15 protein-coding genes are annotated in these 17792 nt (G+C 44.1%); 4 read left to right on the forward strand and 11 right to left on the reverse strand.

Annotation, left to right across the window (positions count from 1 at the left end):
* Position 1: 1 nt before the first annotated feature.
* The 4 genes from DK188_RS18970 to DK188_RS18985 form a co-directional block, all read right to left on the reverse strand.
* A complete protein-coding gene (locus DK188_RS18970; protein ID WP_111672429.1) occupies positions 2-877 on the reverse strand; it encodes a UDP-2,3-diacylglucosamine diphosphatase in 876 nt (291 codons plus the stop codon).
* Positions 878-1089: 212 nt separating this feature from the next.
* On the reverse strand, positions 1090-1650 hold the full coding sequence (locus tag DK188_RS18975; protein WP_111672430.1) for a cytochrome c oxidase assembly factor Coa1 family protein: 561 nt from the start codon (positions 1648-1650) through the stop codon (positions 1090-1092).
* Between the two features lie 11 nt (positions 1651-1661).
* Positions 1662-2081: a type II toxin-antitoxin system VapC family toxin gene (locus DK188_RS18980; RefSeq protein ID WP_111672431.1), complete on the reverse strand. Its 420-nt coding sequence runs from the start codon at positions 2079-2081 to the stop codon at positions 1662-1664.
* A complete protein-coding gene (locus DK188_RS18985; RefSeq protein ID WP_111672432.1) occupies positions 2081-2335 on the reverse strand; it encodes a DUF6364 family protein in 255 nt (84 codons plus the stop codon). Before DK188_RS18985 ends, DK188_RS18980 begins: the two co-directional genes overlap by 1 nt.
* A gap of 395 nt (positions 2336-2730) precedes the next feature.
* On the opposite strand from DK188_RS18985, the gene DK188_RS18990 reads away from it, so the two are divergent.
* Positions 2731-5205 carry a S9 family peptidase gene (locus tag DK188_RS18990; protein WP_111672433.1) on the forward strand — a complete coding sequence of 825 codons (2475 nt, stop codon included), beginning with the start codon at positions 2731-2733 and terminating at the stop codon, positions 5203-5205.
* An 87-nt stretch (positions 5206-5292) separates the two neighbouring features.
* On the opposite strand, the gene DK188_RS18995 is transcribed toward DK188_RS18990, so the two are convergent.
* The 6 genes from DK188_RS18995 to DK188_RS19020 all read right to left on the reverse strand — a co-directional run bounded on the left by DK188_RS18995 (position 5293) and on the right by DK188_RS19020 (position 13738).
* Positions 5293-6366 carry a glycosyltransferase family 4 protein gene (locus DK188_RS18995; RefSeq protein WP_198673049.1) on the reverse strand — a complete coding sequence of 358 codons (1074 nt, stop codon included), beginning with the start codon at positions 6364-6366 and terminating at the stop codon, positions 5293-5295.
* Positions 6367-6539: 173 nt separating this feature from the next.
* Entirely contained in the window at positions 6540-6899 is a 360-nt protein-coding gene (locus DK188_RS19000; protein WP_111672435.1) for a hypothetical protein, read from the reverse strand.
* 61 nt (positions 6900-6960) lie between these two features.
* Positions 6961-8004 carry a hypothetical protein gene (locus DK188_RS19005; RefSeq protein WP_111672436.1) on the reverse strand — a complete coding sequence of 348 codons (1044 nt, stop codon included), beginning with the start codon at positions 8002-8004 and terminating at the stop codon, positions 6961-6963.
* Positions 8005-8138: 134 nt separating this feature from the next.
* Positions 8139-9650, reverse strand: coding sequence for a M43 family zinc metalloprotease (locus DK188_RS19010; RefSeq protein ID WP_111672437.1), 1512 nt, complete (start codon positions 9648-9650; stop codon positions 8139-8141).
* Between the two features lie 105 nt (positions 9651-9755).
* Entirely contained in the window at positions 9756-11288 is a 1533-nt protein-coding gene (locus DK188_RS19015; protein WP_111672438.1) for a glycosyltransferase family 39 protein, read from the reverse strand.
* 2 nt (positions 11289-11290) lie between these two features.
* Entirely contained in the window at positions 11291-13738 is a 2448-nt protein-coding gene (locus DK188_RS19020; RefSeq protein ID WP_157963286.1) for a poly(ethylene terephthalate) hydrolase family protein, read from the reverse strand.
* A gap of 243 nt (positions 13739-13981) precedes the next feature.
* Between DK188_RS19020 and DK188_RS19025 the strand changes: the two genes are divergently transcribed.
* On the forward strand, positions 13982-14410 hold the full coding sequence (locus tag DK188_RS19025) for a hypothetical protein (protein WP_111672488.1): 429 nt from the start codon (positions 13982-13984) through the stop codon (positions 14408-14410).
* Positions 14411-14661: 251 nt separating this feature from the next.
* Positions 14662-15987, forward strand: coding sequence for a DUF5723 family protein (locus tag DK188_RS19030; protein WP_111672440.1), 1326 nt, complete (start codon positions 14662-14664; stop codon positions 15985-15987).
* A gap of 82 nt (positions 15988-16069) precedes the next feature.
* Here the strand turns inward: DK188_RS19030 and DK188_RS19035 are convergent, their stop codons facing one another.
* Positions 16070-16345 carry a hypothetical protein gene (locus DK188_RS19035; protein ID WP_157963287.1) on the reverse strand — a complete coding sequence of 92 codons (276 nt, stop codon included), beginning with the start codon at positions 16343-16345 and terminating at the stop codon, positions 16070-16072.
* A 429-nt stretch (positions 16346-16774) separates the two neighbouring features.
* Between DK188_RS19035 and DK188_RS19040 the strand changes: the two genes are divergently transcribed.
* Positions 16775-17653, forward strand: coding sequence for a hypothetical protein (locus DK188_RS19040; RefSeq protein WP_111672442.1), 879 nt, complete (start codon positions 16775-16777; stop codon positions 17651-17653).
* Positions 17654-17792: the final 139 nt, after the last annotated feature.

Here is a 17792-nt window from a genome sequence, read left to right on the forward strand (position 1 = left end):
TTTACAGACGGATTGAAGGTGGATTGAGATCGTCTTTTGGTGATTCAAAGGAAACTTTGCGCAGCGGAATCACCGGGCGCTCATCGTCAAAATTAGGTCTGCCTGAGCTGGTCTGGTTGTCGATTTGAATCCCTTTGAAATCAATCTCATTGTAATAAATCAGCTGCCAGTTGCCTTCGTGATCCTCGGCCAGCGCGCTCATCGTCTCCACCCAATCTCCCGAATTCATGTATTCGATGCCGTCAATCAGTCGACATTCCGCTTTGTGAATATGCCCGCAGATGATCCCGTCGCAGCCCTTGGATTGGGCCATTTTCGCCAGCTCGGTCTCGTATTGGTCCACATAGGATACCGCAGACTTTACCTTTCCTTTGACATATTGGGAAAGTGAAAAATAAGGCAATCCGCTCTTTCTCCGGTAGTGATTCACCACACGATTGAGCCAAAGCAGAAAAGTATATCCCATGTCTCCGAGATAGGCTATCCATCTCAGATTAGTCGTTATGCTGTCAAACACATCACCATGCGTAATGAAGTATTTTTTGCCAAATGACTCATAGACCATATCCGTCTGGATGTGGAGTTTGCCAATCTGAAGCGGAAGAATTTGCTCCAAAAAGTCATCATGATTGCCTCTGAGGTAGTATACATTGGTGCTGTGATTCTCGATCATCTTCAGAATCCGATTGAAAAAGCGGGTATGCTTTCGCTTCCAACTTCCGGATTTTTTGAGCTGCCAACCGTCGATGATGTCACCGTTGAGGATGAGATTTTCGCAGCGGTATTGTTTCAGAAATCGGGCAATCTCTTTGGCTTTGGAGCCTTTGGTGCCCAAGTGAACGTCAGAGATGACGATAGTTTTGAAATTAGTCTTCACTCTATGGGTTTTGATCGAAAGCTAGGGTTTCAATATGAATCCATAATGTTTAGGTTGTTATGTATTTGTTTTGAATTCGGAATTTTCTTTGGCTAAAATGAATTGAAGGTTACGGGAACGTGAAAAAAGGGCATGGAAGTCGGGAGGTAATGGAGTAAGGAGGTTTGGAAGTTTAGATGTAGGAATCAACTCCGCCTTGATATCTGATTATTCTAGTGTTTTTTGTTTTTGATAATAAGCTTATCGATTTCCCAAGTTGTGGAGTCTTTTTTCATGGTTATGTAAGCTCTGACCCCTTTTTTTGTTCCATATAAGCTAAGGCTTAATTCTGCAAAATTAGGTTGGATTTCCCCTCCAACCAAGAAGCCAGTTTGATCAAATGTTCCTATTTCTTGAATTAAATCGGGGTTATTTTTGAGGTTTTCTAAGGCTGCTAGATAAGGATCTTGTGATTTAAAATTTTCTCCCAACCCAAGAGTGAGTAGCATCATTCCCCCCAAACAAAAAGTCCAAAACTCAAGAAGAAAATTATCAAAAAGGAATGCTAAAATAGAATCATAGGAGGTTTGATAACTGGATCGTTCATAGGGCGAGATAATTGGTTTTTTAATACGAAATCGTATCCAGAATCCAACTCCGAAGAGGTATATACCAAGACTTGACCAGACTAATGGTTTTAAGGGTGCTAAAGCCAATAATTCTCCAATGAAGGCAAATAGGAAAGCAACTAAACTGGTCCAAATCAATAGTTTATAAGAATAAATCCCCTTCATTTATTCCAATGTTAGACTATTGAAAGTGAATTCAAATACTCTTCCGCATTCATGACAGGAAGCAAAGAATTTTTAAAATGCTTTCCATTTCTAGTGATAAGATGTGTACAGCCTTTTGAAAGAGCGCAGAAATACTGAAGAGAATCTTCAAAGTCTCCGAAGTTAGATTCGAATCCTTGTTCTAATACCTTATCTGTCAAATCGGAGGTATCTGTCAATATCTTAAACTTTCGAATTTCCTCTTTGACAATTTTAGATGAGGTGAATTTGGATAGAATATAAAATGCATTGGCAAAGCTTAATGCAGAAACAACGAGTTCGACTTTTTCGAGATCAGCCAAAGATGCAACTTCAGACGCTGCCCGATCAAAAGGGGACCGCCTGGCCAATAAATCAATGACAATATTGGTGTCTAAAAATAGCCGATCCATTAGCGGTGTTTTTCCTCTTGATATTCTTTGTAGGCTTTTTTCTCGTCAAAATCTGCCGGAATTGGCAGGTTAATCCCTAGATTTTTCACAAAGGGGGTAATTGTAACTTGGGAATTGGACTCTTTTTCGGTTTCCACTAAGGAATTAAGATAAGATTCGATCAGCCTGGATAGGCTTCTGTTTTGAGAAGCTGCAAATTTCTTCGCTTTTTCAATTACCTCTTGATTTAGCTTGAGTGTTAGTTTTGCATCCATTGCCTTATTGCACGTCTTGATGTTACTGCAAGATACGTATAGCCTTGAAGTTTTGGTAGAAATTCAGTTTGGTTTATTTGATTATTACTTTAAAATCAACCTAATGGAAGGAAATACCTCAAGTCATTTAATTTTTTATAGTTAGATAGCCTGTCCCGATTTTTCATCGGGAAAATACCCTGCCCCGATAGCTCGGGGCATCCCCCCGTGTATTCTTTGGTCTGTGATGACACAGATCAAAGGGATGCAAATCTCATTTTGAAGCTCGGATTTTTTATACTTCAAAGTTCAATCTAAAAAATATCCGACACCCAGTCTTTTTATTCTTTTACTCAAACGGTGAAAAAACTTGAGTCCGACCTTTTAGTTTCGAAGCTGAAAATAAAATCACCGCGATGAGAAAAACTTTACTCCTGTTTGGGTTACTGCTGGCCTGTATTTCGGCATATGCCCAAGAAACTGTCTATCCGGGCAACTATGAGCTAGCTGCTCGTTTTTCACCGGAAAAGATGCGCAAAATGGTTTTTTCAACCAGTGTAGACCCACATTGGATGAAGAAATCAGACCGTTTTTGGTATGAGTACGAAACGTCTGAAGGCAAAAACTGGTATGTCGTCGATCCTGTCCGAAAAACGAAAACACCGCTTTTTGACAAGGATAAACTTGCGGCCGAAATCACCAAAGCGGTCAAGGATCCCTTTGATGGGCAGCACCTCAAGCTCGATGACCTCAAGCTGATGGAGGACGAAAATACGATCCGCTTCAAGGTAAAAAGCACCGCGGATGTGCTCAAATCCGATTGGGAAGAGATCAAGGCCAAAAACAAAAACTCCAAGGATTCCCTTGAGAAGAAAGTCCATACCTTCCTCTACAACATCAGCACCCAACAGCTGACCGAGATCAAAACAGAAAAAGATCCGAAGCGACTTGCTTGGGCAAACATCGCACCTGACTCTTCCAAGGTGGTTTTCGTGAAAAATCACAACCTCTACTGGATGGACAAAGCCAACTTTCTCAAAGCTGTAAAAGATGACAAAGACTCGACCATCGTAGAAAACCAGCTCACTACCGACGGCGAAGCAGATTACGAATATGGATTCGGAGACCGGGGAGATGACAACGAAGAAGTCGAAAAGAAAAAAAACGACCGCAAACGTGCCGGCATTCTTTGGAGCAAGGACAGCAAGCAGTTTATCCTGACCCGAACAGATCAGCGCAAAGTCAAAGATCTCTGGGTGATCCACAATACACGTGATCCTCGACCTACGCTAGAAACCTACAAATATGCCATGCCGGGCGAAAAAGAACAGCCTCAAAGCGAATTGCTTCATTTCTCCTTTGACAGCAAAGAGCTGAAAAAACTTCCAATCGCAACCTTTAAAGACCAAACCGTATCGCTCTGGTCCACGACACCTCCGACCAATACCCGAGATGACGATTTCCGCCCGACACTTTGGCTGGGAGATTTGAATGAATTTTACTTTGCCATCACCTCACGGGATCTGAAAAAGGTAGATGTGGTTCGATGGAATCTATCTTCCGGCCAGAAAGAAGTAGTCATCGAGGAGCGGAGCAATACCTACATCGACTTTGAAAAGCTGGAGATCGTCGGCAATGAACTGATCTGGTGGTCGGAGCGCGATGGCTGGGGACACTTTTACCTCTATGGAAGAGACGGCTCACTCAAGCGTCAATTGACTTCCGGGCCTTTTCATACTGCCGGAGCTGCCCGAGTAGATTCGAAAACCCGTAGATTATTCTTCACTGCAAATGGCCGTGAAAAAGGCGAAGATCCCTACTACGAGCACCTGTACAGCGTAAGCTTGGATGGTGGTGCGGTTACCTTGCTCAACAAAGGCGACTTCAACCACGACATCAGCATTGCTGACAATGCCAGTTTCTTTGTCAACAATTTCTCCCGCGTGAATACCGCTCCAGAATCGGTATTGATGGACCGTAATGGCGCAAAAATCATGGACTTGGAGACCGCTGATCTCAGCCAGCTATTCGCCGCAGGGTATCAGTTTCCTGAGCCCTTCAAGTTTAAGGCAGACGACGGAATCACGGATTTGTACGGAGTGATGTACAAGCCTTTTGACTTTGACTCGACGAGAAAATATCCGCTGATTCAGTATGTGTATCCAGGCCCACAGACCGAGGCGGTTAACAAAGCATTCGGACGTGGTTTGGATCGGACAGATCGATTGGCGCAGTTCGGCTTTGTCGTAGTGACTCTGGGTAACCGAGGCGGACATCCTGCCCGATCTAAGTGGTATCACAACTATGGCTACGGCGATCTTAGAGATTATGGTTTGGCAGACAAAAAAGCTGCAATCGAGCAATTGGCAGATCGCCACGAGTTCATTGACCGAAACAAAGTGGGAATTCATGGACACTCCGGTGGTGGATTCATGTCCACGGCAGCGATGCTAGTCTATCCCGATGTGTTCAAAGTGGCAGTTTCTTCTGCAGGAAATCACGAAAACAACATCTACAACCGCTGGTGGTCTGAGAAGCACCACGGGGTGCAGGAGCGAATCCTTCCCTCTGGCGATACGACTTTCGTGTATCAGATTGAGAAAAATCCCGACCTAGCCAAAAACCTGAAAGGTCACCTTATGCTCAGCACAGGCGACGTGGACAACAACGTCCACCCTGCCGGCACGATCCGCATGGCAAATGCCCTGATCAAAGCTGGAAAGCGCTTTGAATTGGTAGTGCTTCCAGGCCAGCGTCATGGCTATGGAGACATGACCGAGTATTTCTTCTGGAAAATGGGGGACTACTTCGTACGCCATCTCTTGGGAGACAATACCCCTCCACCGGTCGATATGATCGAGATGCAACGAGATAAGCCGCAGGATAAGTAATGGAGTAAGAATAAGAAATGAGAAAGCCCGATTCTGGAAGGATTCGGGCTTTTTTGCGATTATGTCGGCAACTTTCCTTTCAGAAATTTAACTATGGGAAACAGATACATCCAGGAGCGTTTCTTCGATGGCAGTGAAATATTCCTGAATCCTGAACAACCGAAGAAAAGTAGACCGAGCCTCAGTCGACATCCTGTTCAAGTCTTCACGGCTGCACTGCTCGACACGGGAAAATAGTCCGATCATAGCTTCAATTTCAGGGGAAAAGATAAAACTGTCGAGGCCATGGCTCAGGTAGTGGGAAGTCCCAACCGTCTCAGAGATCAGCAGCGGAACGCCATTCATTAAAGCTTCCAAGCTCACTGTAGGTAGATTGTCAAATTTGCTCGGCACTATGACAAACTGGCTTTCGCCAATGTACTGGTCGATTCTGTCATAGCTTAAGTATCCAACGTAGTCTATGAAAGCATTTCCTTTGATGAGCACCTGAATTTCTTTTTCCAAAAGTCCACTTCCTGCAATTCTCAGTCTGATTTTTGAATCGGTGGTTTGGTGGAGATATTGTCGAAAGGCACTGATCAATTCGACCACATTTTTGGTAGGATCCAGCCTACCGAGGTAGGAGATCAGAATATTGTCCGTCTCTTTTTTGAGTCTTGCGCCCTGATATCTATCTGAAAGAGGATTGAGAATCACCCTGCCAAAGTGGAAGTTAAAGTAGGACTTCAAATCCTGATCGGCATACACCGAAGGACAGATCACGCGGTCACAGAAGAGATGAAAAAACAGAAATCTTCTGAACAGAAACAGTCTGAGTCGGAGACTAAGCCCATTTTTATCTGCTATGTATTGATCGCTGCAGGTATGGTAATATTCCAGAGTTTTCACTTTGCCCAAGGACAGAATCTTTGAAGCCATGATAGAAGTGATACTTCCATTGTGGTGACCAATCACAAAACTGGGGCGGTATTTTTGATAAATCTCCCGAAACCAAATGAAATCCCGGAGAGAGGTTGATTTGACTTTGCTAGGCCAAGAGCAGAGAATCAATTCCCCATTTTCTTTCTTGAAATGCTGAATTTGATCGAAATAGGGCTTTTTGGAAATGAAAACCACGCGGCTTCCATTTTCCGATAAGTAATTTGCCAAATGATAACTCATGCTGGCGAACGATTCATCCAGATAATTGTGACAAATAATAATTGTTCGCATTAAAAATTCCCCGGATCAAATGTGAGCAAATATATAGATTAAGTCGCTGACATATGTCCACTTAGAGGCTATCCCGCGCCCAAAAAATTTTTGGGCTGATCCAAAAAATCAACAATCTTGGGTTAATACTCCTTTTTTAAAATCGTGTAATTCACAGATTCGTCGAAAGGAATGATCGGCATCCTACTCTGAGCAGGTGGTAGCTCGACAAAAGGCAAGGAAAGCGCATGCTGTAGGAGCGAATTTGGTGCTAACAGATTCAATTCTCTATTCAGCGGAAACATCTCTGGAAAATGGACTTCCAAAGAATCCTGAATAAGTGTATCAAGAGGGTTCAGGAAAAGATGATTTTTGAAATCAACTTTTGGACTTGGCTGAAAATTTTTGTTTATCCAGTAAGGAGCTATCAACTTCTCATTTTGGGCAAAACCAAAATTTGCCAATCCAAAAGCGAGACAAAAGCAGAGAATGGGCGTTTTCATTAGTGTATTAAGTTAAAGGGCCTTTTCCGATTCTAAAAATGGGTATGTGTTTGAATCCATTTTACTCTTCGACAATTATTTCAAATTCCTCAAATCGTGCCTTCCCCTCAGTTCCTGGCAACATAACAGCAAACGGGATCAAGATGATCGTCTTTCGGGTGAAATTTGGAATCGTTAACTCAAGGATTTGTCCGTCCAGAGTTCCGGATATTGGAGCATTTTCAGTCGTCAAAACCATTGTTTCCACGGTTTGAGCTCCGTTGTTTGAAAGGGGGGCTTCATAACCTCGTAATCCAATGGCGATACCGGGACCTGTCAAACCATCTGAATACACTTTAGTACGCAGGGTAACCTTGGCGTTTTGGGGAATATTCGGATTATCGATTTGGGAAAACCAATATCCTGTAGCAGTTGATGTTCTACCGAGAACCGAAGAAATCACCAAAGCATAAGGAGTCGTGTTTGTAATTCTTTCACCGGCAAAACTACCCTGTGAATTGGAAAAAGTCCAAGTTTGGCCACTTGGTTGAAGGCTGAAAAAAACTGGGTTTACTGAAAAATCCTTCGCGTAATTAATGCATTCTTCTTCAGCTGCGATTCGATCAAACAGTTCATCCAAGTAATACTTTTTGTTGTCGGGAGAATCCTCATAATAATCATATAGATGAACGTTTTCATGCATTAATGAAAGAGGCCTGCCGTCGCATAGAAAAGAATTGTCATGCTGCAAGTTGAGATATGCGTGTCCAATTTCATGGAAGACGAAAATTTCACGTCTTAAATCAGTGTAATTGGCAAATCCACATGAAGGTTCCCTTGAGATGAATACTTGCCTTCTTCCGGTGGGCGGAAAATTGATCCACCCGTAACCACAATATTCCCTCCCATTTCCAGGCGTAATTTTGCCATCAACATACTGCATGTCCAAACCGGACATATCGAAATCATATCCCCTAGCTCTTGCTTCTGTTATAAATTTATCTTTGAAAATGGACAGTGATGGAAATGGATCAGGGGCAGGGACAACATCTTCTTTGGGATTGCACGAAATGACTGCAGAGAAAAATAGGACAAATAAAAGGGGGGAGTAGGAGCGTGCGGCCATCAGTTTGGGTTTTAAAAATTAGAATATAGTCTATTAAAAATACAGGACGACAATGTTTTATTAAAAGTTTTGCTGGTTAAATTGGGTATAAATTTGAAGTATCGATAGGGAGCTAAGGATACAAATTGGAGATTTCAGTCAATCGGCTTCACAGTCGGATCAAAAACACCTCTAGACCATGTTCGAGATTTGGTTTTTCCGTTAAGAGTGGAATTTACAGGTAAAAAGTACCCGTTTTCAAGTGTAGTTCGCATTTTGGTAACTTGATCCAAGGTGAGCGTATTTCCTACAGACGGGCCATAATCCATCATATTTGTTGAGTAAAAGTATTCTTCCTCGCAGTTTGTCTTCAAATAGTTCATGGTTTTTTTTAAGTCATCATTGTAAGTTTCAGTATCCGGAAAACGGTCGCCGTCCACACATGAAGTGCCTTTTGAAAATGTATGAGGTAAGCCCAAAAAATGTCCGGTTTCATGAACCATGGTATAAATAGAGTGCCAGTGGTGAATTACAAAACCATAGAAACTTGACAAAGAATTGCCTGAAGCATCTGGGGTATAATTTGGAGGATAAAAGGCAAAACCACCTGCACCATCAATATTCATGACATATATATTCACGTACTTATTTGGATCCCACATTTGATCAAACAAAAATTTATAAGTGCTATCGTTTCCATAGGGAAAAGAGGGCTTTTCGGAAAAAATACGATTAACTCCAGATTCAATTAATGGATTTCCATCTGGTCCAACATTCGCCAGATAAAACTCTATATTGGGGTCTATCTGATTATGTCCCTTTCGGAAATTAAATTTCGTTTTTCCTAATAGCCATTCATTGGTTTCCTTTAATAACTGGACAAAATACTCCTGATTTGGGTTTTCCATGGTTCCTTTCGCTTGTCCAGAATGGACGACATGAAATACGACTGGCAAAGAATGTTTTTTGGAAAAGTCAGGTATTTCTCTGGAGTTTAGGATTTTTACTTCACTCTTTTTATTTCCCACCTCTATCCAAAAAGGGATTTCGCCCAATCTCAAAACCGGAACTCGATGCAGATTTTCCACCTGAACCCCATCAAAGAAGAATTTAAAGGCAGGTCTTTCAGATATTAAAAACTCTTTCCCACGATAATCAAACACCCGAACCTTGAAATCCACCAATGACTTTCCCGCAATAGCATAAGGAGCTCTAGTCGAATCATCCATGGAAACCGATAAGCTTGACACATAAGTCCTTGGATTGACATCGACCACCCTGATTTTTACAGGTTTGCTTGTGAGTTGACCAATCTTTGCAAAGACTTCAAACTCTCTCTCTTTTTCCGTTGGAATCGTTGCAGGATTGTCAACTCGTTTCCCGTCAATAAAAATTTTCATCGATGGAATTGAAGCTAGGGTGACTTCATCGCCAAATGCCCCTGTGAACTTGGGAGAAAGCCTGAGTTCTTTTTCTCCGGGCATTGCCAGAAATACGGAATCAAAAGGGATCAGTTGAAAGCCTGCTACTCTGTTAAATCCCTCGGGCATTGGCTCTTCCTCCTCTTTGCAGGCATTCAGCAAAAGGAAACCAAAGCCAATAGCAACCCAAATAATGATTTTGAAACAATTTCTAAAGGACGAAAAGAATTGAAAAAAGTATTGCATAGCTTAAATCAAATAGAATATATCTTCCTGACGTAAAACTAAAGTGAGGTGCTACTTGAGCAACAGAAAATTTAAAATTTTATTTGGTGCCTGTTTTTTTGACCTTTATTGCCTTCCCTCCCACACATTTTTCTCCTCCGCCACTTCTTGATTCAAAATCGCATTGAGGTTCACTTTTGCACCTCTAAGAAAGTGAACCGTGGTTCCTTTTTCACGAGCCAAGGGATGGGTGATTTTACCGATTTCCTGATATTCTTCGAAGAAATCTAGCTCCCGATAAGTGATCTGCTCGTCTTTTTCCCAGACTAAAATCAAGTGGTCCACTTTTTCCCCCAAGTCAAACCAATACAGGTAATCTGCATTCATCGTCAGTGCTTGGAGACCGGGAGTTTGGGTATAGAAATTAATGGCGCCTGCCTGGCCATAGTTGTCACAAATGATCAGCGTACGGCCTTCCTTCGGCATCATCTGGTAGGCAGAATCGACCAAGTGGGCCAGCTCACGCCAACCCATCATATCTGCAAAATCCTGAGGAATGGGGTGCTCCTTGCCATCTTCCCAGCGGTTGAGTCCGAGACGGGAATAGGCAGGTGGATCTGACTGAATCCGCTCTGGTGAATAAACCGGATGGATCAGGGAAAAAGCAGGTAAAAACAGAATCAACGGTAGTGTCAATAAAATCGGTTTGAGTCTACTTTTCCAGCCCTCAGCGACAAAATCAGCAAGCCAAACCGCTCCAAATCCGATCAAAACCGGGTATAGTCCGATGGCATAATAGGCTTTGGCCTGAAAAAAGGTGAAAATGCCAATCGTAAAAATGTAGCACCAAAACACCCAGCGAAAATTCGCAAACCTCACCGAAGTTCCGGCTGCTATTGCTCCCGAAACCCAGATAAAAAGCCCCGGGTAGAAAAAAAGCAGTTGCTCCACTAGGAAGCCAACCCGACTGTTATTGACCAACTGATACTTGCTAAGCAGCTTCATATGGGTGAGCACCGGAAAACCATTTTGCCACTGCCAAATCAAGTTGGGCGAGACAAGGATCAGAGCCAAAAGCAAGGCAAAATAGAGGTGCTTGTTGCGGAAAATGGATGGCTCCGATGTCAGGGCCAATGCCGGGAAAAGTCCCATGGCAAGAAAGATGATGCTGTACTTATTCAGAAAGCCAAATGCGAAACTTAAAGCCAGAAAATAGAGCCACTTGTTTTGCTGGGTTTGGACAAAGCGCACCAGCGTGTACCCCACCAAAGTCCAGCAGAGGATGTCCACTGAGTTTGGCTGAAAGAGAATATTCATTCGCACCAAGGCAGAGAAAAGCAAACCAGAAGCCGCGAGCAACTGTGCAAACAAGTTTCCTCCCAGTCGCTTCACCAAATCCCAAACCACCCATATCGTCAACACCCCGAAAAGAGCCGGGAAAAAGCGAACCCAAAACTCTGAATTGCCCAATTCCCGAATTAACACCGAGATCCAGGAAGTCACTGGAGGCACGGACAAATAGCCCCAAGCCAAATGGTCTGCTTGATCCAAGTGTAGAAACTCGTCCCGATGCAGGTCAAAGTCCGGATGCACGGCGATGTACTGCAGCAGGAATTTAATGAGGATAACCAAAAGTAGAACGAGGCTTTCTTTTTTCATTTCTACTCTAATTTTTCCGCTCCTGAATACCTACCAGCTTCAAAACTTGGCATCACTCCCAGTTGATCCAGGATCAGCACCCCTTGCTCCGATTGGTCAAAGAGGAACCGGATCTGCTGAAGACTTTCCAGTTTAAAGAGGGGATTTCTGGCTGCTATTTTTTGTAGCTCAAACTGATAGAGTTGGAATATCGGTTCGGTCTCATCTTTTTCATCCAAAAATTGAATTTTCAACACCCGGGATTGGATCAGCCGCTGCACCGGCGAGAATTCACTCGCTAAAAAAACGATGCGCTCACCTTGATCGTCCATCAGTTCAATGGAAAAGTCAAGGACAGGCAAGGCCTTTTCCTCTTGATCGTCCTCCTCTTCTACTTCTTTCTGCCCATCTTCGTCGGAGTTTGTTGATTCGTTTTCGGAATTATCATCTTCTTCTTCCTCCGTATTTTCATCGATCCACTTTCCTTTTGTTTTGGGATTGGACGGCTCACCTGACTCTGCCAACGAGAATATTAAAACCGAGCTGGAATCAGGCCGAAAAGTATCCTGCCCCAACTTGACCGTGTAGCTGGCACGAAGGGAGTCTGGCAAAGTAGGCTTTTCCGAAGCTTCCCAATCGAGGCTGTCACCGCCAAATTCTTCGTAATTCCATCCCAAATACACCGCCCGAGTTCCCCTCAGTCCATATTTTGGCATGACTTCCCCTTCTCTCCAGACGGTCAAATTTTCGCCCTGCGCTGATTCTGCTTTGGATAGTGTGCCTACTTCAAAGTCCTCATCAAACCCTGCCCAAAACCGACTCTCTGAATCCTGAAATTGACTGAGGTAGATGGTCTCGGGCAACCAATTCCGCCCCTTTCTTGCATCGGTAAACAAGGGCAGAAAGTTGTCCTTTCCCTGAAGCGTGGTTTCCAAAAATGCACTGATGTAGACTTTGGCGATGGTTTCCTGGTCTTTTGGATCCATCAGCTGCTGCTTGTTTAGCAATCCCGAAAATGAAGCCAAGGCATCATTGTCTCCCCAACTGGAATTGAATTGTCCATGATTTGCCCCGGCGATATAGATTCCGGCTTTGAACCTATAGATCGAATCGGTAAAAGAAATGCGCTCAAATTGCTTGAGGCCATCAAAGGATTCCACGTCTGCATCCTGTGCACCATGAATTCCGAGATAGCTAATATTCTCAAGTTTGTTCAGGCTGCCTGCGGGTTTATATTGACCATCCACTGGGGCTATCGCCACGATAGCCTGAATGCTAAAATGATAGCCCAAGGGGATCGCAGCATCATCCGGATAGTGGTCCAGCCGATTCAGCATCGCGGCATGCGCCACAGCTTCCCCACCTCGGGAGTGCCCAATCAGCGCCAGTTTATCCAAGTCAACTTGTCCAAAAAGGCCATGGGACGAATCTTGGGTCCATTCCTTCCATTGCCTCAGGTGCTCCAAGAGCATCCATGCCCGTGCATCGTTTTCTTTTTCCAACCCATCAGGGAAATCTGACCAGGAGCCGTTGAGGAAATTTTCATCCACTGATACAAAAATATACCCCCGGGAAGCCATTAGCTCCCCTAAGTATTCATAGCCGGGATCTGAAAAATCCTGCATCGGATGATTTCCATGGACAATCAATACCAACGGAAAGGGCCCCTCCTCTTTGGGTTTCCAAACCCGCCCATTTACCGGTAATTCTCGGTAATCAAATCCCCAATAGTGAGTTCGGTACTTGCCCGACATTCCTTCCCAATGATCCAGAAAAGCCGTACCGTCCACCGACTCGGTCGTGTAGCTCACTCCATCGGCAAACTCTTCCCTTTGGATATCTTTGCCTGATCCATAGGTGAAAAATTCAACTTCATAGCGTCCCAGTGCAGCAGGTGACTCAAATGGCAGTGGGGTGATATTCTCCTCGGCTAGTTTGGCCGCATTGATCAGCGGCTTCATCTCCAGGCCTCTGATCATCAGAAAGTACAGCGATGCTCCAGCCCCAAGCAATCCAATGGCAAACCCAAGAATTGCTACTGCCTTTTTGGGGAAAGTCAATTTTCTGAAATGGGTAATCTTGAATATAGAAACTCCTGCCCCCAAAAGTGAAAAGACGAGAATCATGGCTACCATGAGTCGCTGATCCAATAACCTCACCAGGATTAATAGCGGTATGGAAATAAGAAGGGCGATTTTGTACCCTTTGGGAATCGCATTGAGCTGCTTGATGAGCCAAGAAGTCAAAAAGGCAGCTAACACTGATACCGCCAAAATCACCAGACCGAGCGCCAAAATCCATGGATCACGGAAGTTGATCGTCATGCCGATTACCTCGATTCCAAAAAGCAGAAAAGAACCTGCTAATAGACCAATTGCCGCACCTTTTTGCGCGGTTTTCCCCGGTTTTACCTTGGTTACTTGACGGGTGACCCAGGTTTTCAACCGGATAAAATAGTGCTTTAGAGACATGGTGTTGCGTTTGATTTCTGAAAATACAGAAAACATTTTTGGATCCCACTTTTGGATTTTGGGGCTTTCAGATCCACGGAACTTAATACTGAAGAAAATGCAACAAGGAATTGTGGGAACTTGATCTGGACAGCGTTTTTAAATGGGAGGCGAAAGCGATTTTCAATTTTTAGTAAAAGCCTGATTTTCGTCATCCTTTGGTCCATTTTCTCAGAATATATTTCCGCGTTTATTTACCCGATTATGAAAAACATCCTTTGGTTTGGGAGATGCTCCCTGTTCGTTATTTTCTTCTGGTTTGGCATTCTGAAAGTCATCGGTATTTCGCCTGCAGAGCCTTTGGTCCATCGCTTATTCGAGCAGCTGCTTTCTGGATTGATTTCCTTTGAGCTGTTTAATCGGCTATTTGGCCTTTTTGAATGCCTGATTGGATTGAGTTGGCTGGCGCCAAAATTCACCCGGGAGTCCTTGTATGTCCTTTTATTTCACATGACGATTACCTTCGTCCCGGAAATCGTATTGCCAGAGGACACATGGCAGATGTGGTTTGCTCCGACTCTGGTAGGTCAGTATATCATCAAAAATCTGGCGCTAATCTCTTTGGGTTTATTGATTTACAAAAGCAAGGAAAGTGGCCTTGAGCTTCTCAATGTTTCTCAAAAATCAGGATAAACAAGATAGCCTCAGCCTTACTGAAACTGGTTTCGAAATCAGTGACATGAACAAGCTTCGGGAAGCTATTCTTTTAGAAAAGTGAAAGTTGATATCGGCACGCTTTGCACTTCTTGGTAGAAAAATCCGGGTTAAATCCAGATTTTCTTCAGAGTATGCTTGTGAGAAAAATAGGTCGTCATCATGGATATTTTTTTGTTTTAAATGGAAGGAGAATATATTCATTGTCAAACCACACAACTCAAACAATCATGAAATTCCCAAACCCATCTGCTGGCTTTTTTCTGCTACTTTTTCTCATCTTTTTCAGCGGCTCAGCTCTGGCACAGACCCACTTAGGATTTGCTACGGACCGAAGAGCTGGCGTTCACGCGATCATGATGAATCCTGCCGCTATTTCCGGCTCCAAAATGAAACTGGACATCAATCTGTTTTCTGCCAGCCTCTTTGCCGGCAATGATTATGCGTCTATTGATTTGTCCAATCTTGGCAAGTTTGAGGATGGTTTCAACTTTGGATCAGATGTAGAGACCAACCCGCTTGATCAAAACAACTTTTTGGGCAATGTGGACATCCTTGGTCCCGCGGTCCTGTTTCATATCGGAGACAAAAATAGTTTTGCCTTTAGCACACGCGTTCGGGGATTTTTCACGCTCAACAACATCGCAGGGGAATTTTATCAGGCAGTCTCCACAGACAACGAGGAGCTGGGGGATTTCACTGCAAGTATGGAAGATTTGGACGGTGTCATTCACCCTTGGGGAGAAGTCGGGCTTAGCTATGCCCGAATCTTACTCTCAGATGATCGGAAAATGCTCAGCGCAGGTGCCACAGTCAAATATTTAGCTGGAGCAGGAGGAGTTTTCCTATCCAGTGGACAATTGGGGGCGAATTATAACGCAAGTACCGAATCGCTTACCACCACCGGGAATTTGGATTTCGGCATTAGCTCCGGGTTCGATTCAGATGAGATAGACTTTTCGACTATTTCCTCTGGCTTTGGTCTTGATTTGGGTGTAGTCTATGAGGTCAGAGATGCGAGCTACTCCGACACGGACACATACAAACTTCGAATGGGAATTTCGGTCATGGATATTGGAGGCATCTCGTACGCAGCTTCGGAACGCTACCTCTACAATATGAATGGTATGGTCTCCGTCAGTGATTTTGAGAATCAGTCCCTCGAGGAAATCCTCGATCAAAACTACCCCGGGACAGAGCGACGCGAGGATCTACGCTTTGCGATCCCTACCACCCTTCAAGTATTTGCAGATTATGCGATCAATAAGGCCTTTTTCGTCAGTGCCAGTGGCTCGCTCGGGATCAAAGATCACGGAGACCTACCTGTATCTCGGACTGTAAACCACTTTCAAATTACGCCTAGATGGGAATCCAAATGGATCAGCGTATCCAGCCCTGTGGGAACCAGACAATATTCCAAAGGAATCCACTGGGGATTGGGACTGCGTGTAGGCCCTCTCGTGGTCGGCTCAGGGTCGGTACTCACCAACCTGATCTCCTCTTCCAGTCAATCAGCAGACTTTTATGTAGGATTAAAAATCCCTATTTACCAGTAGGATTTTGATGAAGAGAAAAAGCTAAAGCGCTCTGCCTCCTTGGTCTTACGCTTGACTGATTTTTGAGAATAGGTTCACTCCATCAGTCAAAATCAAGCAGATTTCCTGTTTCCTTGATGGTCAGTTCGAGGTGGTTTTCCTTAGTGAAAAATAAAAAGATATCATGAACTTCATCGTACTTGTCAAATTCCCAGATCCGGCCCTCCCATTTTCCCAATAGGATCTCCTCGATCTCATCTTCCAGCAACCAGAGCATTCCCTTTTTGTCCCGACCATAGATATCCACCAAACCTTTGACCAGCTCTTCCAGCACAGGCATCTGTACTGGCTTAAAGCTGGAACAATTAAAGGTCATCATCCGATTGTAGAGATTGGGATACGTGACCACTTCTACTTCTTCAAAGAGGTCAAAGATCGGAGCCGCAGGTTTTTTTTTGGAGATAAACTGGGGAAATCTTGAATGGCTCTCGGAGAATATTCCGAACCGGGATAGTCTTCCAAACTGATCCCTATCAGCGCTTCAATTCTTTTGTTGTAGTCCATGTAGCGATGTGATTAGATCCATCAAACTACTAAAAATCAGAAAAATACTCTTTGACCGAATCTTCTAAAATTTCTAACCTAAGCGCTTGGTATTTATGGTTTTGCATTTGTGCTTTCCCTTACTAATTACCACATAAGCTACTTTTCAAGCAAAAAACTGCCAGAGGTTAGAATCCCTCTTTTCACCAAGTTTAACAGCCACGATTGATTTGCCTTTTTAAATTCGGGCTGTAATCCCACCGCCATGAAATACCTCTTGCTCCTTTTTTGCCTGCTTTCCCAACTTGCTTCAGCACAGACTCCGCTCTCCTACACCAATGCCAGCGGAGAGAAGCATCTGGCAGGCCGCTTTGACCTGAATGTCCTGCGAACCGACACGACATACAGCGCTTGGTATGAAGAAAACCTCGCCAAATTCAAACTCAAGGGAGCAGACACTTCATGGAAAACTGCTCTGAGCGACACGGAAGTGGAAATCTACCTCGGTACCTGGTGCGGAGACAGCAAGCGATGGGTGCCGCAGTTTGTTAAGCTCTGGAACGAACTGGGTCTGGATGAATCCCAGCTCACCTTTACCGCGCTCTACGATGGAGAGGAGCAGTACAAGCAGGGACCAAATGGGGAGGAAAAGGGATTGCAGATTCACCGAGTACCTACGTTTATCTTCAAAAAAGAGGGATTGGAATATGCCCGCATCGTGGAATCTCCGCGAAATGATCTGGAAAAAGATCTAGCGCAAATCGCTGTGGGCTTCCCTTCAGAGCCAAACTATCGGGCAGCATCCTACCTCCTAGACTTATTCGAAAAGGAACCGATGGACTCGATCTGGAAGAATGTCAACTATCACTTGGGAGAAGTCTATGGTTTGGTTGGCAAAGAGGTGGAGCTGAATACGCTGGGCTTTGTATTCCAATATTCGGATCGCATGCCTCAGGCGCTGATGACCTTCCTTTACAATACGGTGATCTACCCCTATTCTCCTCGGGTACAGAATAGCTACGCAGATGCACTGCGAATCAGCGGAGACAAAGAATCCGCCATCGCAGTCTATGAGAAAGTCCTGACCCTTGATCCTACCCATGAAAATGCCACAGCCCAATTGAAAATCCTCAAACCGGATTAAACTCAGCGCTTCGCAAAAGTTGAAGCAACCAAGACACGCAGCTCAAGCGTTAAAAATTCCCCTCCCTCCTCCAAACCTAATCAAAGGCCCGATAACCCATAATTCAGGAAATCCTAGGAGGTAATTTTTATCAAATTGT

Source organism: Algoriphagus litoralis, assembly GCF_003259255.1.
Lineage (GTDB): Bacteria > Bacteroidota > Bacteroidia > Cytophagales > Cyclobacteriaceae > Algoriphagus > Algoriphagus litoralis.